General features: G+C 70.4%; 23 protein-coding genes. 8 read left to right on the forward strand and 15 right to left on the reverse strand.

Annotated elements, in window-relative coordinates; translation table 11 throughout:
- Positions 1 to 95 precede the first annotated feature (95 nt).
- On the reverse strand, positions 96 to 560 hold the full coding sequence (locus tag KIH27_RS02605) for a hypothetical protein (protein WP_214091353.1): 465 nt from the start codon (positions 558 to 560) through the stop codon (positions 96 to 98).
- Here KIH27_RS02605 and KIH27_RS02610 point away from each other — a divergent pair.
- Positions 553 to 1,158, forward strand: a complete 606-nt coding sequence (locus KIH27_RS02610; RefSeq protein WP_214091354.1) for a hypothetical protein — start codon at positions 553 to 555, stop codon at positions 1,156 to 1,158. The two genes, KIH27_RS02605 and KIH27_RS02610, sit on opposite strands and share 8 nt — an antisense overlap.
- Here KIH27_RS02610 and KIH27_RS02615 read toward each other — a convergent pair.
- The gene (locus KIH27_RS02615; RefSeq protein WP_214091355.1) at positions 1,155 to 3,263 is read right to left on the reverse strand and encodes a S9 family peptidase; all 2,109 of its coding nucleotides are present in this window, start codon (positions 3,261 to 3,263) and stop codon (positions 1,155 to 1,157) included. The two genes, KIH27_RS02610 and KIH27_RS02615, sit on opposite strands and share 4 nt — an antisense overlap.
- The gene (locus KIH27_RS02620; protein ID WP_214091356.1) at positions 3,260 to 4,156 is read right to left on the reverse strand and encodes a phosphoribosylaminoimidazolesuccinocarboxamide synthase; all 897 of its coding nucleotides are present in this window, start codon (positions 4,154 to 4,156) and stop codon (positions 3,260 to 3,262) included. Before KIH27_RS02620 ends, KIH27_RS02615 begins: the two co-directional genes overlap by 4 nt.
- Before the next feature lie 96 nt (positions 4,157 to 4,252).
- Here KIH27_RS02620 and KIH27_RS02625 point away from each other — a divergent pair, with 96 nt between their 5' ends.
- From KIH27_RS02625 to KIH27_RS02640, 4 genes are all read left to right on the forward strand, one after another.
- Positions 4,253 to 4,891, forward strand: coding sequence for a hypothetical protein (locus KIH27_RS02625; RefSeq protein ID WP_214091357.1), 639 nt, complete (start codon positions 4,253 to 4,255; stop codon positions 4,889 to 4,891).
- Positions 4,892 to 4,900: 9 nt separating this feature from the next.
- Entirely contained in the window at positions 4,901 to 5,287 is a 387-nt protein-coding gene (locus KIH27_RS02630) for a DUF6394 family protein (RefSeq protein WP_214091358.1), read from the forward strand.
- A gap of 18 nt (positions 5,288 to 5,305) precedes the next feature.
- Positions 5,306 to 7,045 carry an NAD-binding protein gene (locus KIH27_RS02635; RefSeq protein WP_214091359.1) on the forward strand — a complete coding sequence of 580 codons (1,740 nt, stop codon included), beginning with the start codon at positions 5,306 to 5,308 and terminating at the stop codon, positions 7,043 to 7,045.
- A 63-nt stretch (positions 7,046 to 7,108) separates the two neighbouring features.
- Positions 7,109 to 7,966 (forward strand): PDDEXK-like endonuclease domain-containing protein, encoded by an 858-nt coding sequence (locus KIH27_RS02640; RefSeq protein WP_214091360.1) that lies wholly within the window; start codon positions 7,109 to 7,111, stop codon positions 7,964 to 7,966.
- On the opposite strand, the gene KIH27_RS02645 is transcribed toward KIH27_RS02640, so the two are convergent.
- The 6 genes from KIH27_RS02645 to KIH27_RS02670 form a co-directional block, all read right to left on the reverse strand.
- A complete protein-coding gene (locus KIH27_RS02645; RefSeq protein ID WP_307856765.1) occupies positions 7,932 to 8,933 on the reverse strand; it encodes a tellurite resistance/C4-dicarboxylate transporter family protein in 1,002 nt (333 codons plus the stop codon). The genes KIH27_RS02640 and KIH27_RS02645 overlap by 35 nt on opposite strands.
- Entirely contained in the window at positions 8,930 to 10,150 is a 1,221-nt protein-coding gene (locus KIH27_RS02650) for a cytochrome P450 (protein ID WP_214091361.1), read from the reverse strand. The genes KIH27_RS02645 and KIH27_RS02650 overlap by 4 nt, the downstream gene beginning before the upstream one ends.
- A 6-nt stretch (positions 10,151 to 10,156) precedes the next feature.
- Complete coding sequence (purB, locus tag KIH27_RS02655) at positions 10,157 to 11,581, reverse strand: adenylosuccinate lyase (protein ID WP_214091362.1); 1,425 nt, start codon at positions 11,579 to 11,581, stop codon at positions 10,157 to 10,159.
- A 42-nt stretch (positions 11,582 to 11,623) separates the two neighbouring features.
- Positions 11,624 to 13,351 (reverse strand): PGRS repeat-containing protein, encoded by a 1,728-nt coding sequence (locus tag KIH27_RS22915; protein WP_214091363.1) that lies wholly within the window; start codon positions 13,349 to 13,351, stop codon positions 11,624 to 11,626.
- A gap of 120 nt (positions 13,352 to 13,471) precedes the next feature.
- Positions 13,472 to 14,893 carry a Re/Si-specific NAD(P)(+) transhydrogenase subunit beta gene (gene pntB / locus KIH27_RS02665; RefSeq protein ID WP_214091364.1) on the reverse strand — a complete coding sequence of 474 codons (1,422 nt, stop codon included), beginning with the start codon at positions 14,891 to 14,893 and terminating at the stop codon, positions 13,472 to 13,474.
- Between the two features lie 35 nt (positions 14,894 to 14,928).
- Positions 14,929 to 16,452: a Re/Si-specific NAD(P)(+) transhydrogenase subunit alpha gene (locus tag KIH27_RS02670; protein WP_214091365.1), complete on the reverse strand. Its 1,524-nt coding sequence runs from the start codon at positions 16,450 to 16,452 to the stop codon at positions 14,929 to 14,931.
- Between the two features lie 412 nt (positions 16,453 to 16,864).
- Here KIH27_RS02670 and KIH27_RS02675 point away from each other — a divergent pair, with 412 nt between their 5' ends.
- Positions 16,865 to 17,674, forward strand: coding sequence for a hypothetical protein (locus KIH27_RS02675; RefSeq protein WP_214091366.1), 810 nt, complete (start codon positions 16,865 to 16,867; stop codon positions 17,672 to 17,674).
- 72 nt (positions 17,675 to 17,746) lie between these two features.
- Here KIH27_RS02675 and KIH27_RS02680 read toward each other — a convergent pair whose 3' ends face one another.
- Together KIH27_RS02680 and KIH27_RS02685 are read right to left on the reverse strand one after the other, a co-directional pair.
- The gene (locus KIH27_RS02680) at positions 17,747 to 19,651 is read right to left on the reverse strand and encodes a neutral/alkaline non-lysosomal ceramidase N-terminal domain-containing protein (RefSeq protein WP_214091367.1); all 1,905 of its coding nucleotides are present in this window, start codon (positions 19,649 to 19,651) and stop codon (positions 17,747 to 17,749) included.
- Complete coding sequence (locus KIH27_RS02685) at positions 19,648 to 20,265, reverse strand: TetR/AcrR family transcriptional regulator (protein ID WP_214091468.1); 618 nt, start codon at positions 20,263 to 20,265, stop codon at positions 19,648 to 19,650. The genes KIH27_RS02680 and KIH27_RS02685 overlap by 4 nt, the downstream gene beginning before the upstream one ends.
- Before the next feature lie 67 nt (positions 20,266 to 20,332).
- Between KIH27_RS02685 and KIH27_RS02690 the strand changes: the two genes are divergently transcribed.
- On the forward strand, positions 20,333 to 21,163 hold the full coding sequence (locus KIH27_RS02690) for an alpha/beta hydrolase-fold protein (RefSeq protein ID WP_214091368.1): 831 nt from the start codon (positions 20,333 to 20,335) through the stop codon (positions 21,161 to 21,163).
- On the forward strand, positions 21,163 to 22,746 hold the full coding sequence (locus tag KIH27_RS02695; RefSeq protein ID WP_214091369.1) for a gamma-glutamyltransferase family protein: 1,584 nt from the start codon (positions 21,163 to 21,165) through the stop codon (positions 22,744 to 22,746). Before KIH27_RS02690 ends, KIH27_RS02695 begins: the two co-directional genes overlap by 1 nt.
- Before the next feature lie 83 nt (positions 22,747 to 22,829).
- Here KIH27_RS02695 and KIH27_RS02700 read toward each other — a convergent pair whose 3' ends face one another.
- From KIH27_RS02700 to KIH27_RS02715, 4 genes are all read right to left on the reverse strand, one after another.
- Complete coding sequence (locus KIH27_RS02700; protein ID WP_214091370.1) at positions 22,830 to 22,976, reverse strand: hypothetical protein; 147 nt, start codon at positions 22,974 to 22,976, stop codon at positions 22,830 to 22,832.
- Positions 22,977 to 23,082: 106 nt separating this feature from the next.
- Positions 23,083 to 24,351: a phosphoribosylamine--glycine ligase gene (purD, locus tag KIH27_RS02705; protein ID WP_214091371.1), complete on the reverse strand. Its 1,269-nt coding sequence runs from the start codon at positions 24,349 to 24,351 to the stop codon at positions 23,083 to 23,085.
- A gap of 31 nt (positions 24,352 to 24,382) precedes the next feature.
- A complete protein-coding gene (locus KIH27_RS02710) occupies positions 24,383 to 24,781 on the reverse strand; it encodes a type II toxin-antitoxin system VapC family toxin (RefSeq protein WP_214091372.1) in 399 nt (132 codons plus the stop codon).
- The gene (locus KIH27_RS02715) at positions 24,778 to 25,014 is read right to left on the reverse strand and encodes a FitA-like ribbon-helix-helix domain-containing protein (RefSeq protein ID WP_214091373.1); all 237 of its coding nucleotides are present in this window, start codon (positions 25,012 to 25,014) and stop codon (positions 24,778 to 24,780) included. The genes KIH27_RS02710 and KIH27_RS02715 overlap by 4 nt, the downstream gene beginning before the upstream one ends.
- Positions 25,015 to 25,102 lie beyond the last annotated feature (88 nt).

Consider the following 25,102-nt stretch of genomic DNA (forward strand, 5'->3'; position numbering starts at 1 on the left):
TCCGGGATCACCGCGTCGAATATTCTGCCGTCATGCACCGTCCGCTAACCCGTCCCCGGATCAGGCGGACATCGTCGTCACCGCCGCCGGCCTGATCACACCCCCTGGTGACACCGCCGCGCCCGACCGTCCCCACGCCTGTTGTGCAACTCATCGGTGCCCTCGGCAGCCTGGTCGCGCCCTATGCCGACCTGCTCGGCAACACCTGGGCCAACCTGGTGGCGCTCGGCAAGGTCTGGAGGGCCAACCCGTTTCCGTTCGCACGCCGGGTGCTGGCCAACCAGATCGGTTATGCCCGGGACATCGTCGGCGCGCTGTTCCACGGCGACTTCGCCGGCTTCGGCCAGGCGATCCTCGACACCGGAAAAGACATGCGGCAGAACTTCGTCAACGTCCTGCGCACCGCGTTCGACTTCTCGGTGGGCGTGGACCTGCCGGCACTGCGGGACGGCATCGTGGAGCCGTCGGCCGGGGAGATCATCACGGCGGTGCTCAGCGGCAACTTCCACGACCTGATCCAGCGCGTGGTCGACAGCATCGGCGATCCCGACGTTGTCCATCGGAGCGCCGCTCGTGATGCTGATCGACGCGCTGGGCGCCCCCATCCTGGGCTGGAACGCCGTCGTGGACAGCATCAAAGACGTCTTCGGCGATCTGCGCGACGGCGACTGGTGGGGTGCGTTCACTGGCGTGTTCACCGCACCGGCGCATTTCTTCGACGCCGTGCTCAACGGGTCCGGGGTTTCACTGAACGTCCTGGGTGCGTTCGGTCGCTCCCCCGGCGACCTGGTGGGCCAGCGTTTCGATCTCGGATCGCAACCGGTAGACGTCCCGCTGCTGGGGTCGGGCACCGCTCGCCTGGGTGACATCACCGTCAAGTCCCTCGCCGGCACCATTCCGCTGGGCGGCATCCTGACGCGGTCAGCACACCCCGACGTCGAGGCGACCGTGGAGTACTCCGGCGGCCGGGTCGTCTTCCACGAACGTCTCCTGACGATCATCGGCGGCACAACGCCGCCGCCGATCAACATCAACGCCTACCCCGGCACCTTCGACATCTCCCGGGAACTGGCCGGCACTCCGCTCGGCGGCATCATCCCGGCGCTGCTGAACTGGCTGCCGCAGCAGTTCGCCGAGGCGATCACGCCGACGGACTAGGACCGCGTCGTCCCGGCCGCGTTCAGCACCCAGGCGTAGCAGAACGCGGTCTCCTTCCAGCGTTCGTAGCGCCCGGAGATCCCGCCGTGCCCGGCATTCATCTGGGTCTTCAGCAGCACCGGGTTGGCCCCGGTGGTGGTGTGCCGCAGCGCCGCAACCCATTTCGCCGGTTCCACGTAGTACACCCGAGTGTCGTTGAGTGACGTCATCGCGAGGATCTTCGGGTACTCCCGCTCGGCGATGTTCTCGTAGGGCGAGTAGGACTTCATGTAGAAGTAGACGTCCTTGTCGCCCAGCGGGTTTCCCCACTCGTCCCACTCGGTGACGGTCAGCGGCAGGGACGGGTCCAGGATCGTGGTCAGCGGGTCCACGAACGGCACCTGCGCCACCACCCCGGCGAACGCCTCCGGCGCCAGGTTCGTCACCGCGCCCATCAGCAGCCCGCCGGCGCTGCCGCCCATCGCCACCAGCTGCGCCGGTGTGGTCGCGCCGGTGTCCACCAGATGCCGTGCCACCGCGACGAAGTCGGTGAAGCTGTTCTTCTTGGCCAGGATCTTGCCGTGCTCGTACCACAGCCGGCCCATCTCGCCGCCACCGCGGACGTGCGCCACCGCGAACACCATGCCGCGATCCAGCAGTGAGAGCCGGGCGATCGAGAACGCCGGGTCCTCGCACATCTCGTAGGCCCCGTAGCCGTAAATCAGTGTCGGCGCCGGGAATTGCAGGTCCGCCCGGTGCACGACCGACACCGGGATGCGGGTGCCGTCGGCCGCAACAGCCCAGTCCCGGCGTTCGACGTAGTCGTCGCGGCGGTAGTCGCCCAGCACCGGCTGCTCGCGCAGCAGGGTGCGCGCACCGCTCACCAGATCGACGTCGTAGACCCGCATCGGGGTGATGAACGACGTCGCGCCGATCCGCAGCCGGGGACCGTTCCAGTTCGGATTGGCGCTCAGCCCGGAGGACATCAGCTCGGTGTCGAACGACACCTCCTGCGGCGCTTGGTATTCGCCGTCCGCGCTGATCGGCCACAGTTGGATGCGGGGCAACCCGTCCGCCCGGTAGCTGATCACCAGGTGCTCGGCGAACGCGTCCACCGCGTCGAGGCGGACGTCGTCGCGTCCGGGGATCAGCGTCTGCTGGTCGCCCGGCTCGCCGACCGGGGTCTGCACCAGGGTGAAGTTGACCGCGCCGTCGTTGTGCAGGATCAGGAAGCGGTCCTGCCCGGACACGACGGCGTGTTCCACGGCGTATTCGACGCCGTCCCGGCGCGGCAGCACCACGGTGAACTCCGCGTCCGGGTCGCCGGCGTCGGCGTAGCGCACTTCGGAGGTGATCGACGACCCGGCCGCGATCAGCACGTAGGCGTCGCTGCGGGTGCGGCCCACCGACAGCCAGAACCGCTCGTCGGCCTCGTGGTAGACCTGCTCCGCGGGCTGACCGGCGCCGATCCGGTAGCGCCACACCGTGTCCGGACGCCAGGCATCGTCGACGGTGCTGTAGTAGACGGTGTTGCTGTCGGTCGCCCACGTCACTCCGGCGCCGATCCCGGGGATCTCGTCGTCGTAGAGCTCACCGGTGCGCAGGTCCTTGAACCGCAGCGTGTACCGCTCGTCGCCGACGACATCCACCGAGTACGCCAGGATGTGACCGTCGGGGCTGACACCGGCCGCGCCGAGTGCGAAGAAGTCGTGCCCCTCGGCTTCCACGTTCTGGTCGAGCAGCACCTGCTCACCGGGGATGTCGATCCGTTCGTCGAGCACCGGCGGGTTCCAGTCGGCTGCGTCGGCCACCGGGCAGCGGCACTGCACGCCGTACTGCTTGCCCGCGAAAGTCCGTGCGTAGTACCACCAGTCGCCGCGCCGGGTGGGCACCGACAGGTCGGTCTCCTTGGTGCGGGCTTTGATCTCGTCGAAGATCTGCTGCCGCAGCGGTTCCAGCGGTGCGGTGACGGCCTCGGTGTAAGCGTTCTCCGCCTCCAGGTGGGCGACGACGGCGGGGTCGGCCTTGTCGCGCAACCATTCGTAGTTGTCGACGAAGACGTCCCCGTGATGGGTACGTGTGTGCTCCACCCGCTTGGCGACGGGTGGGGTCGGCCCAGAGGTCATGCGGTCGGGCCGATCCAGTCGTCGAAGCGCAGGCCCGAGATCCGCTCGTAGGCTTCGACGTAGCGCGCCCGGGTCGCGGCGATGACGTCGTCGGGCAGCGCCGGCGGCGGCTCGGTGCCGTTGCGGTCCCAACCGGAGTCCGGTCCGGTCAGCCAGTTGCGGACGAACTGCTTGTCGAAGCTCTGCTGCACCACCCCGGCCCGGTAGCCATCCGCCGGCCAGTACCGCGACGAGTCGGGAGTGAACACCTCGTCGGCCAGCACCAGGTTGTCGTTCGCGTCGACGCCGAACTCGAATTTGGTGTCGGCGATGATGATTCCGTTCTTCAGCGCATGCTCGGCGGCCTGCACGTAGATCTGCAGCGTGCGATCCCGCAACTGGGTGGCCCGCACCGGGCCGACCAGTTCGATGACCTTCGCGAACGAGATGTTCTCGTCGTGGGCGCCGATCTCGGCCTTGGTGGCCGGGGTGAACAGCGGACTGGCGAACGCGCTGGCCTCCACCAGTCCCGGCGGCAGCGGGATGCCGCACACCTCACCGGTGGCCTGGTAGTCCAGCAGCCCCGACCCGGTCAGGTAGCCGCGGGCGACGCACTCCACCGGCATCATCTCCAACCGGCGCACCACCAGGGCGCGGCCCAGCACCGCCTCGGGGATGCGCGGGTCGTCGGGCGGCCCGGCCAGGTGGTTGGGGGCTTCGACGAGGTTGAAGAAGAACACGCTCATCGCGGTCAGGATGCGGCCCTTGTCGGGGATCTCGCTGTCCAGGATGTAGTCGAACGCCGAGATCCGGTCGGTCGCGACGAACAGCAGGTGGTCGTCGTCGATCCGGTAGAGCTCGCGGACTTTGCCACTGGCCAGGTGCAGGTATTCGGAGAGCTCGGGGCGTGCCATCAGGCCAGCCTATCCCCCTGCGATTTCGGCGCGGTAGGGCTCGCTGAGCGAGTCGAACCGCGCCGAAATCACCCCGATGGTGCTGGGATCGAATCCATGAGCTCACGGTTTCTGCCCTACGCCACCACACCGGCCCGGTTGCTGGCCCAGCTGCTCAGCGACGCACTGATCGCCGCGTGGACGGCCGGCTGGGTGCTGGTGGGCCTGCTGGTGCACCGGGCGGTCGCGGTGTTCGCCACGGTCGGCGAGCAGGTGGAGTCCGGCGCGCATGGCGTCGCATCGAACCTGCAGTCCGCCGGCGGTAGTGCCGACCGCATCCCGCTCGTCGGTGACGCGCTGAGCAAACCGCTGACCGGGGCGAGCGCCGCCGCCCTGGAGATCGCGGGCGCCGGGCAGACCCTGCACGCCACCGCCGGCTGGCTGGCGGTGCTGCTGGGCCTGGCGGTGGCCACCGCGCCCATCGCGATCGTCGGCGCACCGTGGCTGATGCTGCGGCTGCGGTTCTTCCGGCGCAAGCGCGCGGCGCTGGAGCTGGCCGCCACCCCGGGCGGCGAGCAGCTGCTGGCGCTGCGGGCGCTGACCGGCCGTCCGCTGGGGAAGCTGATCGCGGTCAGCCCGGACCCGGCCGGCGCCTGGCGGCGGGCCGACCACCGGGTGATCCACGGCCTGGCCGCCCTGGAACTGCGGTCGGCCGGCTTGGCGCGACGCCACCATCCGGCGCACCTGAGCGGTTAGGCTGCCGGTGTGAACTTCGAGAAGGTGGTGTTCGGCTTCTTCGTGCTGCTGGCGGCCACTTTGAACTTCGGGTTCTTCGTCGGCGACGTCGGCGACCCCATCATCCACAATCCGTGGGAGTTGTTCCTGGCGCTGATCGTGGCGCTGATAACCACCATCCTGAAGTTCGGCGACCGGACCCAGATGGGGGCGGTTCACCTGTCCACCAGCCTCGTCGCGCTGCTCCAGCTCGCCGCCGCCTCAGGGATGTGGGTCTACTACACCCAGGTGTCGGTCTACGGGCTGGACCGGCACGCGACGGCGAGCGTGGTGTCACTGTCGGGAGGCGCCCTGCTGGCCAACATCGTGTCGGTGACGCTGCTCGTGGTCGAGACGGCGTCCTTCCGGCGCCGATAGCCACCCGAGAGCCGGCCGATGCCGAATCCGCTGCAGCTGTTCGCGTTCTGGAACCGGCGGCGACCGCGCCCGGTGCTCAAGCCGGTCCGCGTTCCGAGTAACGCACCGACCACCGACGCGATCTTCCTGTTCATGCGGCGGATGCGGGCGCCGTTCATCGTCGTCATCACCATGTTCAGCGTCTGCACGATCGGGCTGATCCTGATGCCCGGCGTCGACGCACAGGGAAACCCGTACCGGCTGACCGTGTTCGACGCGTTCTATCAGATGACGATCACGCTGACGACGGTCGGCTACAGCGAGGTGCCGCACGCGTTCAGCTACCCGCAGCGGATGTGGCTGTCGATGTCGATCTACCTGGTGGTGATCAGCTGGGCCTACGCCATCGGGGTCTTCTTCGCACTGGTGAATGACACCGCCTTCCAGGATGCGATTGCCGCTCAACGCTTTCGGCGGCAGGTGCGCCGACTGGTGGAGCCGTTCGTGATCGTGGCCGGCTACGGGCACGCCGGTCGGGCCGTCGGCACCGAGCTCGACAAGCACGGGCGCCGGTTCGTCGTCATCGACAAGCAGGAGTCCCGGGTGCAGGCGGTGGTCGCCGAGCAACTCGGTTTCGACGTGCCCGCGGTAGAGGGCGATTGCGCCGTCCCGGCGATGCTCGGCATGGCCGGGCTCGCTCACCGCGACTGCGAGGGCGTGCTGGCGCTGACCGACGACGACGAGACCAACCTGGCGGTGGTGATGACGGTGGCGCTGCTGCGGCCGGAGATCCCGGTGTTCGCCCGCTGCACCGACAGCCGCGCGCAGGCCCGAATCGAGCACTTCTCCCCGGCGGGCGTCATCAATCCCGACGACCGGTTCGGCGACTACCTGGCACTGTCGATCCACCGCCCGGTCAACCACCAGTTGGTGCGCTGGCTGATGGACAACGACGAGGACGTGCTGCCACCGCTGCGCCGGGACCTGGCCGACGGCCGCTGGGTGGTCTGCGCGGGCAGTGGGTTCGGGCGGGACGTGGCAAGCGATCTCACGGCCAGTGGCCTCACCGTGGACCTCGCCAACCCCGGCGACACCGCCCCCGACGTCGCCGGCGCGATCGGGTTCATCGCCGGAACCCGCAACGACACCACCAACATCGCGCTGGCCGAGCAGGCCCGGCTGGCCAACCCCGATGTGTATCTGGTGGTCCGCCAGCAGCGGAACGTCAAGAAGTCGCTGCTGGACGCGCTGCAGATCGATGAGGTCTACATCGCGACCGAACTCATCGCCCGCGAGACCCTGGCCCGGGTGCTGACGCCGGTGTTCTGGAGTTTCGTCACGCACGCGTTCGCCCGGGATGAGCAGTGGGCCACCGAGGTCCGCGACCACCTGGAGCAGCGCTGCGGGCGCCGCACCCCCAAACGCGACGTCGTCGAGTTGACCGACGAGCACGCCCCCGCGCTCACCGCCTGGCTGCGCGACGGGAAGACCCTGGCGCTGCGCGACGTGCTGCGCCGGCCCGACGACCGGGAGGCGATCCTGCCGCTGGCGGCCCTGGTGCTGGTGCGCGGCGGCCGGCGCCGGTTCATGCCGCCGGAGGACACCGCGCTGGTCCTCGGCGACCAGGTGCTGCTGGTCGGCAGGCGTGACGGCCTGGCGCAGGTCCGGGAGGTCTGCCACTACCCGTCGACGGTGGAGTACCTGGTCACCGGCCGGCAGGTGCCGTTGACCTGGGCGTGGACCTGGCTCACGCGATTTCGGCGCGATTCTGCGCGCTGAGCGGGACGCAGCGCGCCGAAATCACGGGGGAACCGGGCGGGCAGTGGCTGCGTCCAACCCGATATGGACGATTACCTGCGCCGCCACGACGGCGTCATCACCCGCATCCAGGCGCTCGAATGCGGCCTCAGTAGATCCGGCATCAGCCGCCGGGTGCGATCCGGGAGGTGGCGACGGGTCGGGCCCGGCGTGTACTTCGTCGACGACCGGCCGTTCACCATCGCCGCACGCATTCGGGCAGCGGTGTGGGGGTACGGTCCGGACGCCGTCGCCAGCGGCCTGGCCGCCGCCTTCTGGCACGGTCTGATCAGCACCGCGCCGAAGCCCATGGAGGTCACCGTGCCCCGCAACTCGCACGGTCGATCGCGTCCGGGTGCAAGGGTTCGGCGTCGGGATCTGCTGCCCGCCGACATCACCGAGTGCGACGGACTGCGCGTCACGGGTCTGGCCCTGACGGTCATCGAAGCGGCGGCCCGGCGCGGCGGCGGACCCAAGGTGCTGGACACCGCCCTGCAACGCCACACCGAACTGCCGCAGCTGTGGCGGGCGCACATGCGCAACACCGGCCGCTATGGGTCGCCGACTGCCCGCCGGATGTTGCAGGCGGCGGAGACCGGCGCGCGATCAGCTGCGGAGCGGTTGCTGGTACAACTCCTGACCCGCGCGGGTATCACCGGTTGGGTGGCCAACTACCCGGTCGGCGGGTACCGGGTCGACGTCGCATTCCCCGACAGCAAGGTCGCGATCGAGATCGACGGCTACGCCTTCCACAGCAGTGCCGCCGACTTCCAGAACGACCGTACTAGGCAGAACACGATCACCCTGGCCGGCTGGACGGTGCTGCGCTTCACCTGGCTGGACCTGACGGAGAACCCGGAGCGAGTCCTCACCGAGATCCGTCGTGCGATTTCGGCGCGTTAGGGCCCGCTGAGCGGGACGCAGCGCGCCGAAATCGCAGGGCGGCGGCGACCACGACGATCCCCCAGGCGGCCAGTGCGTCCCAGAAGAACACCAGTGACACCGTGCCCATCGACGGTCGGCCCACCTCGGCGGCCATCGCGTCGGTGGCCACCGAGTACATGCCCAGCGGGAACACCAGCGCCCACCACACCCCGGTGTATTGCAGCACCGCCGGCCGCTGGTTGACCCGGTGCAGTACGAAGTAGATCAGCGGCGCGATCCACAGGCTGGCCACCACCCAGGTCACCTCGGTGACCGCCCGCACCGGGCCGGCCAGCCAGTCCGGTGACACCGCATGGATCCGGTCGCCGGCGAGCGTGGCGATCGCCAGCGCCCCCATCAGGATCCAGTCGTCCGGCTGGAAGCCCTCCCGGTCGGTGCGTTCGATCACGGTGCGCCACAGGATCAGCCAGGTCATCAGCCCGTACACGCACAGCGCCAGCACCCACGCCGGCACGGCCACCGCCAGCCAGCCCGACGCGCCGGTGCGCGCCGCGACCTGCGCGGCGATGATCGCCAGCCCCGACGTGCCGACGCTGGCCAGCTCCCAGGCGCCGTGCGCGTGAGCGCGTAGCTGCGCCCAGGTTCGGGATCTCATGGCGCGCACCGTCAGCCAGGCCAGCGTCAGCCACGCCGCCAGCGCCAGTACCCCCAGCCCGCGCACCACCACCGGGTGGGCGACCAACCGCGAGTCCAGTACGGCGCAGGCCGCGACGAACGTGAACAGTCGCAGCGTGACGTCGGGGGCGTGCAGGTCCCAGGCCGGCCGCCGGGCCAGCACCAGCACCACCAGCACCGCCAGCAGCGCCGTCGCCAGCACCCCCAGGGCGTCGCTGATCCACGGGTAGTGGTGGTTGCGCGCGGCGATCGACAGGATCCCGGTCGCCATCACCGCGGCGAACACGTCCGGCTGCGGGCGCGGCGTCACGTCAGCTCCACCGTCAGGTGCCGGATCCCGGTGTGCCGGTTGCTGCGGGTCCACTCCACCGGCCCCACCACGTTCACCTCGGTGAAGCGGGTGAACAGCTCCTCATAGAGCACCCGCAGTTCCAGGCGGGCCAGGTGCGAGCCGAGGCAGAAGTGCGCGCCGTGCCCGAACCCGATGTGCGGATTGGGTTTACGGGTGACGTCGAATTCGTCGGCCCGCTCGAAGACCGCCGAGTCGCGGTTCGCCGAACCCTCCCACACCAGAACCTTGTCCCCGGCCGCGATCGAACATCCGCCCAGCACGGTGTCCCTCGTGGCGGTGCGGCGTTTCGACGGCGACGGCGTGGTGTACCGGATGACCTCCTCGACCGCGGTGCCCAGCAACCCGAAATCGCCACGCAGCAAAGCTAATTGCGAAGGGCTCTCGGCCAGTGCCAGCAGCCCGCCGCTGATCGCGTTGCGGGTGGTCTCGGCGCCGGCCGAGAACAGCAACTGGAAGAACAGGTACACCTCCAGATCGCTCAAAACCGGGTCCGTCGAATTGGCCACCACCGAGAGCATGTCGTCGGTCGGTGCGGCACGTTTACTCGCGATCAGATCACGGCCGAACGCGTACACCCGGTTGCCGGCGTCTTCGATCGACAGCCGCGGCATGGTCGCCGACCGGGAGCCGCGGAAGTCGAAGGTCGGCTCGATCGCCTCGAACAGCCAGTGCCGGTCGGCTTCGGGCACGCCGAGCAGAATGCAGATCATCTGCATCGGCAACTCGGCGGCGATGTCGACGACGAAATCGAAAGGCGTAGAAGGCCTCGCGGCGTCCAGCAGCACACCGGCCCGTCGGCGCAGGTCCTCCTCGACCCGGCGGATCATCCGCGGGGTGAGCCCGGAGCTGACCAGCTTGCGGATCTCGGCGTGCCGCGGGTCGTCCATCATGTTCAGGATCTGCCCGGCGACCGGCAGGTCCTGCAGCACGGTGCCGCCGTAAGCCCGGGAACCACCGGTCACCGACGAATAGGTGTCGGCGTCGCGCAGCACTTCCAGACAATCCCGGTACCCCGCCACCGACCAGAAGCCGTCGCCGTCCGGGGTGTGCTCGGTCGCCGGGTGCCAATACACCGGGGCCACCCGGCGGTGCAGCGCAAACAGTTGGTGCGGGAACCCGTCGGCGAAATTGTCCAGGTCGGTGAGGTCGACGTCAGCCAAATCCCGGACGGTCATGGGCGGCTAGAGGATCGCGCCGGGGGTGTAGGCCGCCGCCGCCGGATAGGCGGCCACCAGTTCGGCCACCGCCGCGGTCACCGTGTCCACCTGATTGCCGGCCGCCCCGGTGAACGCCGCCCGGTCGGCCACCGCCGCATCGAGTGCGGCGCGGTCCAGCGGCAGCCGGTCATCGGCGGCCAGCCGGTCCAGCAGGTCGGGTTCGGCGCCGCGTTCCCGCATCGCCAGCGCGACGGCCACCGCGTGCTCCTTGATCACCTCGTGAGCGGTTTCGCGGCCCACCCCGGCGCGCACCGCGGCCATCAGCACCTTGGTGGTGGCCAGGAACGGCAGGTAGCGGTTCAGCTCCCGGTCGATCACCGCCGGGTAGGCGCCGAACTCGTCGAGCACGGTCAGGAACGTCTCGATCTGGCCGTCCAGAGCGAAGAACGCATCCGGCAGCGCCACCCGGCGCACCACCGAGCAGAACACGTCACCCTCGTTCCACTGGGCGCCGGCCAGTTCGGCGGCCATCGATGCATAGCCGCGCAGCACCACCTGCAGGCCGTTGACCCGCTCGCAGCTGCGGGTGTTCATCTTGTGCGGCATCGCCGACGAGCCGACCTGTCCGGGCGCGAACCCCTCGGTGGCCAGTTCGTGGCCGGCCATCAGCCGGATGGTGTGGGCCAGCGACGACGGCCCGGCGCCGAGTTGCACCAGCGCGGAGAGCACGTCGTGGTCCAGCGACCGCGGGTACACCTGCCCGACGCTGGTCAGCACCGCATCGAATCCCAGGAACTCAGCCACGGAACGTTCCAGCTGAGCCAGTTTCCCGGCGTCCCCGCCGAGCAGGTCCAGCATGTCCTGGGCGGTGCCCATCGGGCCCTTGATACCGCGCAGCGGGTAACGCTCCAGCAGCTCGGACACCCGGCGCAACGCGATCAGCGTCTCCTGCGCGGCCGAGGCGAACCGCTTACCCAGTGTGGTGGCCTGCGCGGCGACGTTGTGGCTGCGTCCGGCCATCACCAAGTCGCGGTATTCGACGGCGTGCCGGGTCAGCCGGGCCAGCACCGCCACCGTGTGGTCGTGCACCAGCTGCAGCGACTGGCGGACCTGCATCTGCTCGACGTTCTCGGTGAGGTCTCGGCTGGTCATGCCCTTGTGCACGTGCTCGTGGCCGGCGAGCGCGTTGAACTCCTCGATGCGGGCCTTGACGTCGTGGCGGGTGACCCGCTCGCGGGCGGCGATCGAGTCCAGGTCGACCTGATCGAGCACCCGCTCGTAGTCGGCGATGACGGCCGGACCGGCGGCGCCTTCCACCCCCAACTCCGCCTGGGCGCGCAGCACCGCCAGCCACAGCCGGCGCTCGGCACGGATTTTCGCCTCCGGAGACCAGATCTCGACCATGGCGGTGCTGGCGTAGCGGGACGCCAGGACGTTGGGGATGCTCACGGATGGCTACCCTATCGCGGCCTGGAACGCGTGCCCGGCCGGTCAGCTGCCCAGATCGGCAAGACCGTCCTTGCCGGGTGTGCCGTCGCTGCCGCCGTTGGTGCCGTTCGCACCGGCCAGTCCGTCAGGTCCGCCGAGGCCGCCGTTGCCGCCTGCACCGTCGCCGTTGGGGCCGACCTGCCCGCCGTTACCGCCGTTGCCGCCGATCCCGGGGTTGCCGCTGTCGCTGCCGCCGTTGCCACCGTTGCCGCCGGCACCGCCGGAGGTGGTGGTGCTGCCGGCCCCACCGTCGCCGCCGTTGCCGCCCTGCCCGACCAGCGGGCTACCCCCGCTGGAGCCGCCGACAACCCCGCTGATGCCGTTGCCGCCGTTGCCACCGTTACCGCCGACGCCGCCGTGCCCGCCGTTCCCGGCGCCGCCGTCGCCACCGTCGCCACCGCGACTGCCGAAGACCGCACCGAAACCGTTGCTGCCGTTGCCACCGTTGCCGCCGACACCGCCGTCGCCGCCGGTTCCGCCGTGTGCGTCACCGCCGAGGCCACCGGTGCCGCCCTGGCTGGCGCCCTGGTCGACGCCGCCGAAGATGTTGGGCACGTTGCCCCGGCCGCCGGCCGCACCGTCACCACCGGCACCACCGTTGCCGCCGGTGCCACCGTCGCCGGCGCCACCACCGCCACCACCGCCTCCACCGCCGTGGGCGGCCGGGAACGTCAGGTCACCATCGCCGATGGCATATTGCCCCCCGGCACCACCCTGCCCAGCGGTGCCGCCGCCGCTGACCCCGCCGTCCCCGCCCGCGCCGCCGACCCCGGCGTGGCCGGCACCCAGACCGGAACCACCCCCGTAGCCGCCGTTGCCACCATGGGCGGCCAGGGCCCCGTCGGTGCCGTCACCACCGGTGCCACCGTTACCGCCGGCGCCGCCGCTGCTGAAGGTGCTGCCGAACAGGGCGCCACCGCCGCCGTTGCCTCCGTTGCCGCCGATACCCGCGGTCGCACCGGCACCACTGGCGTCGGCACCGTCGCCGCCGTTACCGGCCGCACCGCCATGGCCGCCGAAGATCCCGGCCAGCCCGCCGTTGCCGCCGTCGCCGCCGTCGCCGTGGTCAACCCCGGTCAGCCCGGCTCCGCCGTCGCCACCGGCGCCGCCGTTGCCGCTGAGGTGCCCGCCGGCCCCGCCGTCACCGCCGTTGCCGCCGTCGAACCCGCTACCGCCGTTGCCACCGTTGCCGAACAGCGACGCCGAACCGCCGTCACCGCCGTTCATGGCCGCACCGTCGGTGTCGGTGGCCGCGGTGTAGCTGAAGCCGTTGCCGCCGTTGCCGAAGAGGTATCCACCGTCGCCACCGTCGGGATCGGCGGCGGTGCCGTCGGCGCCGTTGCCGATCAGCGCACCCAGGCCGGCGTCGGCGGCGGCGGCGTTGGCCTGCTGATCGAACCAGTCACCGAAGGTGGTGCCGATCCAGTTGCCTTCCAGCCAGGTGTTGAGGTCGTGCATCTCGGCCAGGAACGACGGGTCGATCTTAGCGATGTCGTCGACCGCGCCGGTCAGAGCCGTCACAAGATCACCCGGGTCGACCGCCGCGGACCCCGCGGTCGGGTCGATGCCGAACAGCGGGTCGAGCAGGTCGGCAAAGGCATCGACGTCGGCGTGGGCGGTCGGCGTAATCGCCGGCGAGGCGAGGCCGAACGCCACGATCGCAGCCGTCGACACCCCCAGGGCAGCCGCCCGGTTGCGGCGGTGCGACGTCGTTTTACGCGGGCCTGTCATGGCGGACCTCCGGAGATAAGAACAGCTATCTATGCGGATGGCCACGCTAACGAAGCAGAACGGTGCCTATCAATCTGAGACAGACCTATTCAGACGCTTTGCAGGAAACCCTACCCAGCCTTACAGCGCGTGCAGGATGTCCTCGACGCGGTCCTTGGCGTCGCCGAACAGCATCGCCGAGTTCTGCCGGAAGAACAGCGGGTTCTGCACGCCGGCGTAACCCGACGCCATCGAGCGTTTGAAGACGATGACGTTGTCGGCGTCCCACACCGTCAGCACCGGCATACCGGCGATCGGGCTGGACGGGTCTTCGGCTGCCGCCGGATTAACGGTGTCGTTGGCGCCGATCACCAGCACCACCGAGGTGTCACCGAAGTCGTCGTTGATCTCGTCCATCTCCAGCACGATGTCGTAGGGCACCTTGGCCTCGGCCAGCAGCACGTTCATGTGGCCGGGCAGTCGGCCGGCGACCGGGTGGATGCCGAACCGGACCTTGACGCCGCGGTCCCGCAGCTTGCGGGTCAGCTCGGCGACCCCGTACTGGGCCTGCGCCACGGCCATGCCGTAGCCGGGGGTGATGATCACCGAGTCGGCACCGGCGAGCAGTTCCGCCACGCCTTCGGCGGTGATCTCGCGGTGCTCGCCGTAGTCCTTGTCCTCGGCGGGCCCGGCCTCGATGCCGAAGCCGCCGGCGATCACCGAGATGAACGACCGGTTCATCGCCTTGCACATGATGTAGGACAGGTAGGCACCCGAGGAGCCGACCAGGGCGCCGGTGATGATCAGCAGGTCGTTGCTCAACAGGAAGCCCGACGCCGCCGCGGCCCAACCGGAGTAGCTGTTGAGCATCGACACGACCACCGGCATGTCGCCGCCGCCGATGGACGCCACCAGGTGCCAGCCCAGCGCCAGCGCCAGCACGGTCACCAGGATCAGCAGCCACAGCGTCGGCTCCTGCACGAACCACACGGTCAGCGCCAGGAACGCCACCAGGGCGCCGATGTTGAGGAAGTTCTTCCCCGGCAGCATCAGCGGGTTGGACTTCATCCGCCCGGACAGCTTCAGGTTGGCCACGATCGAGCCGGTGAAGGTCACCGCACCGATGAACACGCCGATGAACACCTCGGCGGAGTGGATGCCCAGCAGACCCTGGGCGTCCAGGGCGCGCGCCTCGCTGCCGCACGGGCAGGCCTCGACGTGCAGGTAGCCGTTCCAGCCGACCAGCACCGCGGCCAGGCCGACGAACGAGTGCAGCAGCGCGATCAGCTCCGGCATGCCGGTCATCTCGACGACCTTGGCGCGCCACAGGCCGATCGCAGCGCCGATCACGGTGGCGCCGATCAGCAGCGACAGCGCCACCGGGCTCAGCCCGCCGTGGGCGGCGAGTGCGATGGTCGCGACCAGCGCCACGGTCATGCCAGCGATGCCGAAGCTGTTGCCGGCCTTGGACGTCTCGTGCTTGCTCAGTCCGGCCAGCGCCAGGATGAACAGCAGGGCCGCGACGATGTAGGCCGCCGAGGCGGCGGTTGCGACAGAGAACATAAGCGGGGTCTACTCCAACTATTCGGGTGCGCAGGCTAGCTGCGGGAGAACATGGCCAGCATGCGGCGGGTCACCGCGAAGCCACCGAAGATGTTGATGCTGGCGAGCAGGATCGCTGCCGAGGCCAGCACCGTGATGGTGGGGGCGCCCAGCCCGATCTGCAGCAGCGCGCCGACGACGATGATCCCGGAGATCGCGTTGGTCACGCTCATCAGCGGGGTGTGCAGCGCGTGGTGGACGTGGCCGATCACGTAGTAGCCGATCACGATCGCCAGCGCGAACACCGTCAGGTGCACCTGCAGCGCGGCCGGCGCGGCCGCCACCAGCACGAACAGCACCGCGGCGCTGCCCAGCACCAGCGCCAGCCGGCGGGCGGCCGACATCGGCTTGTGCGCCGGCGACGCGACGACCGGGGCGGGTGCGGCGACGGCCGGTGCGGCCGAGACCTGCACCGGCGGCGGCGGCCAGGTCTTGGCGCCGAGCCGGGCGACGGTGATCGAACGCTGCACCACGTCGTCGAAGTCGACGACGAACTGCCCGTCCTTGCCCGGCGTCATCAGCTTCATCAGGTTGACCAGGTTGGTCCCGTACAGCTGGGAGGCCTGCGCCGCCAGCCGGCCGGCCAGGTCGGTGTAGCCGATGATCGTCACCCCGTTGTCGGTGACGATCGCCTGATCCTTGACGGTGCCCTCGACGTTGCCGCCGTTGGCCGCGGCCATGTCCACGATCACGCTGCCGGCCTTCATCGACGCCACCATCTCGGCGCTGATGATCTTCGGCGCGGGCTTACCCGGGATCAGCGCGGTGGTGACGATGATGTCGACGTCCTTGCACTGATCGGCGTAGAGCTGCGCTTCGAGCGCCTTGTAGTCGTCGCCCATCTCCTTGGCGTAACCGGTGGCCGACACCTCGGTCTCCGCGGACTGGATGGAGAGGTACTCCCCGCCCAGCGAGCGGACCTGGTCGGCGACCTCCGGGCGCGGGTCGGTGGCCCGCACGATCGCGCCCAGGCTGCCGGCGGCGCCGATCGCGGCCAGCCCGGCCACCCCGGCGCCCACCACCAGCACCTTGGCCGGCGGCACCTTGCCGGCGGCGGTGACCTGGCCGGTGAAGAACCGGCCGAAGGCGTGCGCGGCCTCCACGACGGCGCGGTAGCCGGCGATGTTGGCCATCGAGCTCAGCACGTCCAGCGACTGCGCCCGGGAGATCCGGGGCACCGCGTCCATCGCCAGCGCGGTGATCGGCCGCTTCGCCAGGTCCTCGACCAGGTCGGGGTTCAGTGCCGGTGAGAGCAGGCTGACCACGGTGGCGCCGGACTTCATCGCGTCGAGCTGCTGCGTCGACGGGGCGTTGACGCCGAAGACGACGTCCGCGCCGGCGGCGTCGCCGATGGTCGCGCCGGCTTCGACGTAGGCGGCGTCGGAGAACGACGCCGCGGCGCCGGCGCCGGCGTCGACGACGACCTCGTAGCCGAGTTTGAGCAGCTGGGCGATGGTGGCAGGGGTCGCCGACACTCGCGTCTCACCGGGCTGAGCCTCGGAAAGGACACCGATAATCATGACGTCGCTCTCTCGCAATCGCATCTCGGGGGCATACCGTCAGTCGGCTGCAACCGGCTGATAGCCAGCGTCGTACCGACAGATCGGGACACCCTACCGTGTGCCGGCCGCTGCGGGTTCCGCGAGACCCCGGGGCGGGTACGGCGACGTGGACCGGCAGGGGAGCCGCCGAGCGCCGGCCGCGTGGGATCGTAAGTGCGGAACCGACGAGCGAAACCGTGCTACAACATCGATGTTTCACAGTGAAAACCGTGACGTTCATCACTGAGATGCGCCATAATCAGGTATTTTTCATGTAGACAGCCGCCACGCTTGACGGCAAGACATCGTTCTCTGCTAGCTTTCACCCGGCATAAGTTAAGGATGAGTTGCACTGGAGAGACAGTCGCATCTCAGCATCGGGAGGAACTACATGAAGAACATCAAGGGTCTGGCCCTCGGCCTCGGCGTCGTCGCCGCCGGCGCGCTCAGCGTCAGCGCGGTGGCCGGTGGTGCCACGCTGGCGAACCACGACATCACGCTGACCGCCGCAAGCGCGGCTGACATCACCGCGGGCGTCACCGCGTTCGACCCGACGCTGGCCGAGGCGTTCCACGCCACCGCGGCCGAGGTCGTCAAGGGCCAGCCGGTGAGCACCCCGCTGACCACCGACCAGTTGAGCGAGCTCGCCGCGGCGTTCAACTCCGCCAACGGCTCCGGGGACAACCAGCTCGCCGACCTCAGCGGAACGACGCTCGGCACCGGCGAGAACGCCGTCGAGTACTACGGGTTCGTCAACGGGGCCGGGGATGGGACCGGAACGGAGACCGGAGCCCAGGACCCGTCGGCGTACCTGTACACGCTTGACAAGGACGGCAACCTGGCCGCCAACACCGACTTCAAGGCCGGCGACCTCAGCGCCAACGACCTCGGCAACTTCGAGCACTCCCAGCTGGGCGACATCTGGAGCCAGCTGAACACCGGCGACACGACCGGCTTCAGCGACATCCAGACCTACTACGGCGGTATCGCCTCGCAGCTGCCCGAGATCGCGGCCCTGATGGCGAACCCGTGGTACGTCTTCGGTCAGTCCTACGAGACCGTGATGGATGACTTCATGGGCAAGAACGGCGGCGAATTCGCCGACCTGTTCTCCAACTCGGCGAACCTCAACGACGCGGGTGACCTGACGGTGATGTTCACCGACCTGAACGACGCACTGGGTCTGAACAGCCTGTTCTGATCCTGCTCTGACCGCGGGCCCCGGCTTCCCACCCAGGAAGCCGGGGCCCGTCGGCATCTCCGGGGCCACGCGTCAGCGCGGGCCGCCGACGGTGAAGGCGTGGGTGGCGCCGCTGAACGAGGTGTCGTTGCCGCCGGCTCCGCGGGCGGTGCCGTGGTGCAGGATCCGGTATCGGCCCGGCGACGCGTCCGCCGGGATCACCCATTCCACGCCGGCTAATGAGCCGCCCCGGCCGGTGCGCCGCCACCGGAACCGGGTGGTCCAGTCGCCGTCGTCGGCGATCCGCACCCAGGTGTTCTCGTCACGGCGCTGCACCTCTAAATAGGTCCCGCCGTTGTGGAGATCATTGTTCGGGTTGGCGCTGACGAACTCGGCGCGCACCTGCTGCCCCGGCAGGTATTCGGTCTGCGGCTGGGTGACGACGGCCCCGAACTCGCCGGTGTCGGGGCGGGGCTTGCGCAGCCAGCTGGCCCGGGTGGTGGCCGCCGGGGGCGCACTGGGCCCGGCCGGCACCCCGTCACCCATCGCGGTGGCCAGCCCGGCCGCGGTCTGCATCAGCGCCGGCAGCTCCCAACGGCCGAACAGCGTGCTGCCGCCCTCGTAGCGCTGCTCGGTGTACTCCTCGGGCGTGGTGACGTAGTGGATGTAGGCGTTGGAGTAGCCGACGCAGAGGACGTCGGCCAGGTCCGCCCCGACGATGCCGGCGACCACGCGGCGCAGCCGCAGCCCGGCGACGATCGTCACCTCGCCGGGGATGCCGATCAGGTACAGCCGGCCGATCCGCAGCAGTTGCACCGGCACGCGCTCCTGCATGAACGGCCGGAGCCGGTTCAGCAGGCTGCCCGGCGCGATCAGGCCTTTGGGGGCATGGGCGTCGCGGAGCCGCCGGTTGAGCCGGTAGACGCCCGCCGAGACGGTGTCGAAGAGCAGGTTGCGGCCCTGGTGGAAGCCGGGGAACCCCTCCCCCTCGTCGGTGCCGGCCAGCGCCGCCGCCGCCACCATCGGCCGGCCGGTGCGATGCGGCTTGCCGTCCGGGGTGAACTCGCCGCGGACCTGCACGTCACCCAGGTCGACGCGGATCATCCTCGCCTCGACGGTGTCGCCGATCGGGGTGCCGCCGGGCAGCCCGGCCGCCGCCTCGTACTGCCGCAGCCCGATGATGCGGGTGTTCTCCACCTCGTCCTCGGTCGGCCCCATCCCGAGGCGGCCGCCGACGTTCGGGCTCATGTCGGCGGTGTTGGTCTGGGCGAACGCCGCGATGAAGTCCAGCGGGCCGGCCAGGTAGTCCTGGGCCTGCACCAGGCGCTCCCAGTGATAGGCGGCGTAACCCTTGTTGTCGCTGGAGATCAGCGTGTTGTGGTTGGTCATGGACGTGCCGTGGGTGGCGAAGAAGTTGATCGCCCCCACCGGCGCACCGTCCCGGTCGATGCGCAGCAGGCTGGTCTGCGGGTCGATGCCGTCCGGGAACACCGCCCGGTCGGCGGCGGGGTTGCGCGCGAACGCGCTCGGGGAGCGGTTGGTGCTGGCGTCGTGCAGTTCCCCGCGGGCCAGGCTGACCTGCGCCGGGGCCAGGTCGGCGTCGGCCTGCTCGACGGCGGCGACGATCCCGCCGACGATCGCCTCGAACGTCGCCGGCCGGAATCCGCCGGTGGTCATGTTGTAGAGCAGATGCCCGCAGTAGCCGCCCGGCCCGGAATGGGTGTGGGTGACGGTGATCAGCGTGTTGGATTCGGTGTAGCGGCCGGCGAGGCTGCGCCGCAACCGGGCGAGCACCTCGTCGGTGACGCTCTGCATCGGCAGCGGCAGTTCCGCGACGACCAGCAGCACCCGGTTCGGTTCGGCCTCGAAGACGAACGCCCGGGCCCGCAGTCGCAGGTGGATGCCGGTGGTGCGCTGCTCGGCCTTGCCGTAGCCGAGCATGCCGCAGTCGGCGGGTTCGCCGGTGATGTCGGCGATCCCGCGGCCGACCCGCATCACGCCGATACCGCGCGCTGGTCCAGCGGGGCGAGCATGTCGATGACGTCGATCACCGCGGCCCGGGCAGCGGCCCGCGGCCCCACCCGGTCGTCGACCAGTGCCGCCATCACCGCGCCGTCCACCATGCAGACCAGGTCATACGCCATCTCCATTCGCGTGACGCGGCCGGATCGTTCGACGACCTCCACCACGGCGTCGGACCGCTGATGCAGGATACGACGCTGGATGTCACGCAGCGCGGGTTGGCGCGCGCAGGCCATGTAGCGCTCGTAGCGGGAGATCAACTGGTCGATGCCCTGGGCGTCGGAGTCCTCGTCGACCAACAGTTCGACCAGCATGTCGGCGGTGGTCTCGGCGCTGCGCCGGCGCCGGGACAGCCCGGCGATCCGGGCCCGCAATTGCGCGACCTCCAGCATTCCGATGTGCTCCACCGCGCTGGCGATCAGTTCGTGCAGCGACGAGAAGTAATAGGTGGTCGACGCCAGTGGCAGGTCGGCCCGCTGCGCCACCGCACGATGCCGGACCGCGTCGAACCCGCCTTCGCACAGCAGCTCGGCGGCAGCGCTGACCAGCGCATACCGTCGACGTTCCCCCTTGGGGGTGACCGCTGCCATCACGGGTAGAAATGCTGCCAGCCGGGCGGGCGGCGCAGGGTGGTTTCGCGGTTTTCCGCCCGCTGGCATGATGGCCGGGATGTCTGAACTGAGCCGACGTTCGGTGCTGCGCCTGAGTGCCGGCGCCGCCGCCATGCTGGCCGCCGGGGCCGTGCCGCGGGCCACGACCTCCCTGGCCGCCCCCGCGGCGCCCACCATGGTCAGCGGATCGTTCGCGTCGGCGGCGCGCGGCGGGGCCGTCACCAACTGGGCGATCGCCCGCCCGCCGGGCCAGACCGGCGCCCTGCGCCCGCTGATCCTGCTGCACGGCAAGGGCAGCGATGCGGGCACGGTGATGGCCGGCGGCGTGGAGCACGGTCTGGCCGAAGCGGTCGACGCCGGCCTGCCGCCGTTCGCGGCCGTCGCCGTCGACGGTGGCGGCGGCTACTGGCACCAGCGGGCCTCCGGGGACGACGCCGGGGCGATGGTCACCGACGAGCTGCTGCCGCTGCTGGCCGACCAGGGTCTGGACACCTCCCGGGTGGCGTTCCTGGGCTGGTCGATGGGCGGCTACGGGGCGCTGCTGCTCGGCGGCCGGCTCGGGGCGCGCCGCACGGCGGCGATCTGCGCGGTGAGCCCGGCACTGTGGCTGTCGCCGGGGGCGACCGCGCCGGGGGCGTTCGACGGCGCCTCGGATTTCGAGGCCAACTCGGTGTTCGGGATGCCGGCGCTGGCGTCGATCCCGATCCGGGTGGACTGCGGGGATTCCGACCCGTTCTACTCGGCGACGAAGGCGTTCATCGCGCAACTGCCGCACCCGCCGGCCGGCGGCTTCTCCCCCGGGGGGCACGACGGGGCGTACTGGAGTTCACAGCTGCCCGCCGAGATCGCCTGGATCGCACCGCTGCTGACGGCCTGATGAGCACACCGTTCTCCTGGGACCTCCCCTACCGCTGGCCGCGCACCCCGGTGCTGGCCGGCAATGTGGTGTGCACGTCGCAGCCGCTGGCCGCGCAGGCCGGCCTGCGGATGCTTCACGACGGCGGCAACGCGGTGGACGCCGCGATCGCCACCGCGATCACGCTGACGGTGGTGGAGCCGACGATGAACGGCATCGGCTCCGATGCGTTCGCGATCGTCTGGGACGGCCGGGAACTGCACGGCCTCAACGCCTCCGGCCGCTCACCGGCGGCGTGGACCCCGGAGTTCTTCGGCGACGCCGGCGTGCCGGCGCTGGGCTGGAACTCGGTGACGGTGCCGGGTGCGGTCGCCGGCTGGGCGGAGTTGCACACCAGGTTCGGTGCGCTGCCGTTCGCGCGGCTGTTCGCCCCGGCGATCGGCTACGCCCGCAACGGTTTCGGACTGTCCCCGCATGTGGCCCGGCAGTGGGCGGCGCAGGCCCCACTGCTGGCCGACCAGCCGGGTTTCGCCGAGACGTTCCTGCCCGGCGGTCGGGTGCCTGTGGCAGGCGAACAGGTCCGGCTGCCGCAGCACGCGGACACCCTGGAGTTGATCGCGGCCACCGCCGGCGAGGCGTTCTACCACGGTGAGCTGGCGGCGAAGCTGGTGGCGCACAGCGCCGCTCACGGCGGGGCGCTCAGCGCCGACGACCTGGCCGCGCACCGCTGCGACTGGGTGGGCACGATCAGCGCCGGCTACCGGGGCTACACGTTGCACGAGCTGCCGCCGAACGGGCAGGGGCTCGTCGCGCTGATCGCACTGGGGATTCTCGAACAGTTCGACATGGCGTCGCTGCCGGTGGATTCGGCGGACAGCGTGCATTTGCAGATCGAGGCGATGAAGCTGGCGTGCGCCGACGGCTACGCGTATGTCGGTGACGCCGACCACCTGCCGGTGCGGCCCGATCAACTGCTCGACCCCGGGTATCTGCGGGAGCGGGCGGCGCTGATCGACCCACGGCATGCCCGGCCGACGACGGCGGGCACCCCGCACGGCAACACCGTGTACCTGACGGCCGCCGACGCATCCGGGCGGATGGTCTCGATGATCCAGTCGAACTACGCAGGTTTCGGTTCCGGCGTGGTGGTGCCGGGCACCGGCATCTCGCTGCAGAGCCGCGGTTCGGGTTTCGTCACCACGCCGGGGCACCCCAATCGGGTCGGCCCGCGGAAACGCCCGTACCACACCATCATTCCGGGCTTCCTGACGAAGGACGGCGTCCCGGTGCTGAGTTTCGGCGTGATGGGCGGCGACATGCAGCCGCAGGGGCACGTGCAGGTGGTGAGCCGGATCGCCGACCACGGGCAGAATCCGCAGGCGGCCTGCGACGGGCCGCGCTTCCGCTGGGCGGGGGGCTTGGACGTCAACTGCGAGAACGGCTTTCCCGCTGCCACGCTGGACGGGTTACGCGACCGCGGGCACCGCGTGACCGTCCCCGACCACCATGAGGAGTTCGGCAGCTGCCAGGCGATCTGGCGGCTGGGTGACGGTTATCTCGGGGTAAGCGATCCGCGGCGCGACGGGCAGGCCGCCGGGTTCTAGCGGCGATCGCAAGCTCGGCGAAGCCGAGTGCAGCGGGTCGCCGTCATCGAACTGAGCTGAATCCGGTGCAGGCTCAACGGTGGTCACTGCAGCATGGTGCGGCGTCCGATCGCCGCGGAGAGCACATCCAACTCGGTGAGGACAGCTGATGCCGCCCACACCCGGTTGCGCGGGTACGCGGGTACGCGGGTACGCGGGGTTGCATCGCTGTGGTGAGGTGGCCAATTCATGCTGCACCTTCCGCCGGCAACCGATACCAACGCCACCCTTAACATACTTTGACCCAGTCAAAGTTTGTTATAGCTGGACTCTTTGGAGCGATCCGCGCCCTGCGACCTACAGCTGAATCCGGCCTTCGGCCGCCGCCAGTGCGATGTCGGTGCGGAAGTGACTGCCCGGCAACCGGATCGAACCGAGGATGTCGTAGGCCGCGGCCCGCGCCGCGTCCAGGTCGGCGCCGGTGCCCACCACCGACAGCACCCGGCCGCCGGACGACACGATCGCGCCGTCGTCGCGGCGGGCGGTGCCGGCGTGCAGCACCCCGTCGCCCTCGGCGCCGACGATCACGTCCCCGACCCGCGGCCGGCCCGGGTAGTTCTCGGCGGCCAGCACCACCGTCACCGCGGACCCGTCGTGCCAGCGCAGCGCGCCGAAGTCGGCGAGGGTGCCGGTAGCCGCGGCGTGCAGCAACTGTCCGAGCGGGGACTCCAGCAACGCCAACACCGCCTGGGTCTCGGGATCGCCGAAGCGGCAGTTGAATTCGACCACCGCCGGCCCGTTCGACGTCATCGCCAGCCCGGCGTACAGCAGCCCGGAGAACCGGCTGCCACGCCGCACCAGTTCGGCCGCAACCGGTTCGACGACGTCCGCGACGATCTCGGCCAGCGCGCCCGCCGGCAGCCACGGCAACGGCGCGTAGGCGCCCATGCCGCCGGTGTTGGGTCCGGCATCGCCGTCGGCGACCCGCTTGAAGTCCTGCGCGGGCAGCAGCGGCACCACCGTCGCCCCGTCCACCACGCAGAACAGCGACAACTCCGGGCCGTCCAGGAACGACTCCAGCAGCACCGGGTGCCCGTCGTCGAGCAGGCCGGCGGCGTGGGCGCGCGCGGCCGCCCGGTCGGCGGTGACCACCACGCCCTTGCCGGCGGCCAGGCCGTCGTCTTTGACCACCCAGGCGGGCTGGCCGGCGGACGGCCCGAACCGGTCCAGCGCGGCGTCCAGGTCGGCGGGGTTGTCAACGGTCTCGCTGGCGGCCGTGCGCACCCCGGCGGCGGCCATCACGTCCTTGGCGAACGCCTTCGAGCCCTCGATGCGTGCGGCGTCCTTCGACGGGCCGAAGCAGGCGATCCCGGCGGCCCGCAGCGCGTCGGCTACCCCGAGCACCAGCGGCACCTCGGGCCCGATCACCACCAGGTCGGCGCCGACGTCACGGGCCAGGGCGACGACGGCGTCGGCGGAGGAGATGTCGACGTCGCGCTGCTCGGCGACGGCGGCGGTGCCGGCGTTGCCGGGGGCGATCACCAGCTTGTCGACCTGCGGGTCTTTCTTCAGCGCCAGCAGCAGGGCGTGTTCGCGGGCACCGGAGCCGATTACGAGAACGTGCACGGTTCACCAGCCTATCGGCAGGCGGCGGCGGTCAGACCAACTCGGTCCGGCAGGGTAGCCCGGGCGCCCGGCTGAGCCGGGTGTCGACGGTCAGCAAGGGAATGCCGAGGTGGGCGGCGAGCGCGACGTAGAGGCCGTCGTAGAAAGTCACGTTGCGCCGCAGCCCCCACGCCCGCTCGGCGAGCGCGCCGGTGTGCGGATAACGGTGGTCGACGAGCCGGCCGGCCGCGCGCAGTGCGGTCTCGGCTTCATCGCCGCTGATCCGCCCTGCCTGCTCGTGCCGACGAAGCACGCTGCCGACCTCCGCGTCGATCAGATGCGGTGCGTGACGCCGCGTCTCCGGCAGCCGCGCCCGGAGTTCGTCGGCGTCGGAAGTCTTGCCGATCAGTGCGAGGAGAAGCGCCGACGCATCGATGACGTAGTCGGTCACCGCCGGTCCGCAGCCAGGTCCTCAAGGATCGATTCCCTCGTCGCCCCCGGAGTGCCACTGGCGTCCCGCACCGCGGCCATCGCCGCCAGCACCTCGTCGGCGGTGGAGTGGCCGGCGAAGTCAACCACCCAGTCCCGCATATAGGACTGGATCGAGCGTCCGGCGGCCCGGGCGCGTTTCCGGATCACCTCGTACGCGTCCTCGGGGATCTCCCGAATCTGAATCGTCGCCATAGCGCCACTGTAGCGCTCCGGCGCTTGCCTGCCGGCTTGTCTGAGTCCCGCGCTACCGCCCCCGAACGCGGGAACACCCCGCACGCGG

Origin of the sequence: Mycolicibacter acidiphilus (assembly GCF_018455725.1) — a bacterium.
Classification (GTDB): domain Bacteria; phylum Actinomycetota; class Actinomycetes; order Mycobacteriales; family Mycobacteriaceae; genus Mycobacterium; species Mycobacterium acidiphilum.

What these genes read in the sequence shown, in the direction of transcription:
- KIH27_RS02605 (WP_214091353.1), bottom strand. Translation starts at nt 560, where the DNA reads ATGGACAACGTCGGGATCGCCGATGCTGTCGACCACGCGCTGGATCAG.
- KIH27_RS02615 (WP_214091355.1), bottom strand. Translation starts at nt 3,263, where the DNA reads ATGACCTCTGGGCCGACCCCACCCGTCGCCAAGCGGGTGGAGCACACA.
- KIH27_RS02620 (WP_214091356.1), bottom strand. Translation starts at nt 4,156, where the DNA reads ATGGCACGCCCCGAGCTCTCCGAATACCTGCACCTGGCCAGTGGCAAA.
- KIH27_RS02625 (WP_214091357.1), top strand. Translation starts at nt 4,253, where the DNA reads ATGAGCTCACGGTTTCTGCCCTACGCCACCACACCGGCCCGGTTGCTG.
- KIH27_RS02635 (WP_214091359.1), top strand. Translation starts at nt 5,306, where the DNA reads ATGCCGAATCCGCTGCAGCTGTTCGCGTTCTGGAACCGGCGGCGACCG.
- KIH27_RS02640 (WP_214091360.1), top strand. Translation starts at nt 7,109, where the DNA reads ATGGACGATTACCTGCGCCGCCACGACGGCGTCATCACCCGCATCCAG.
- KIH27_RS02650 (WP_214091361.1), bottom strand. Translation starts at nt 10,150, where the DNA reads ATGACCGTCCGGGATTTGGCTGACGTCGACCTCACCGACCTGGACAAT.
- KIH27_RS22915 (WP_214091363.1), bottom strand. Translation starts at nt 13,351, where the DNA reads ATGACAGGCCCGCGTAAAACGACGTCGCACCGCCGCAACCGGGCGGCT.
- pntB (WP_214091364.1), bottom strand. Translation starts at nt 14,893, where the DNA reads ATGTTCTCTGTCGCAACCGCCGCCTCGGCGGCCTACATCGTCGCGGCC.
- KIH27_RS02670 (WP_214091365.1), bottom strand. Translation starts at nt 16,452, where the DNA reads ATGATTATCGGTGTCCTTTCCGAGGCTCAGCCCGGTGAGACGCGAGTG.
- KIH27_RS02675 (WP_214091366.1), top strand. Translation starts at nt 16,865, where the DNA reads ATGAAGAACATCAAGGGTCTGGCCCTCGGCCTCGGCGTCGTCGCCGCC.
- KIH27_RS02685 (WP_214091468.1), bottom strand. Translation starts at nt 20,265, where the DNA reads ATGGCAGCGGTCACCCCCAAGGGGGAACGTCGACGGTATGCGCTGGTC.
- KIH27_RS02690 (WP_214091368.1), top strand. Translation starts at nt 20,333, where the DNA reads ATGATGGCCGGGATGTCTGAACTGAGCCGACGTTCGGTGCTGCGCCTG.
- KIH27_RS02695 (WP_214091369.1), top strand. Translation starts at nt 21,163, where the DNA reads ATGAGCACACCGTTCTCCTGGGACCTCCCCTACCGCTGGCCGCGCACC.
- KIH27_RS02700 (WP_214091370.1), bottom strand. Translation starts at nt 22,976, where the DNA reads ATGAATTGGCCACCTCACCACAGCGATGCAACCCCGCGTACCCGCGTA.
- KIH27_RS02715 (WP_214091373.1), bottom strand. Translation starts at nt 25,014, where the DNA reads ATGGCGACGATTCAGATTCGGGAGATCCCCGAGGACGCGTACGAGGTG.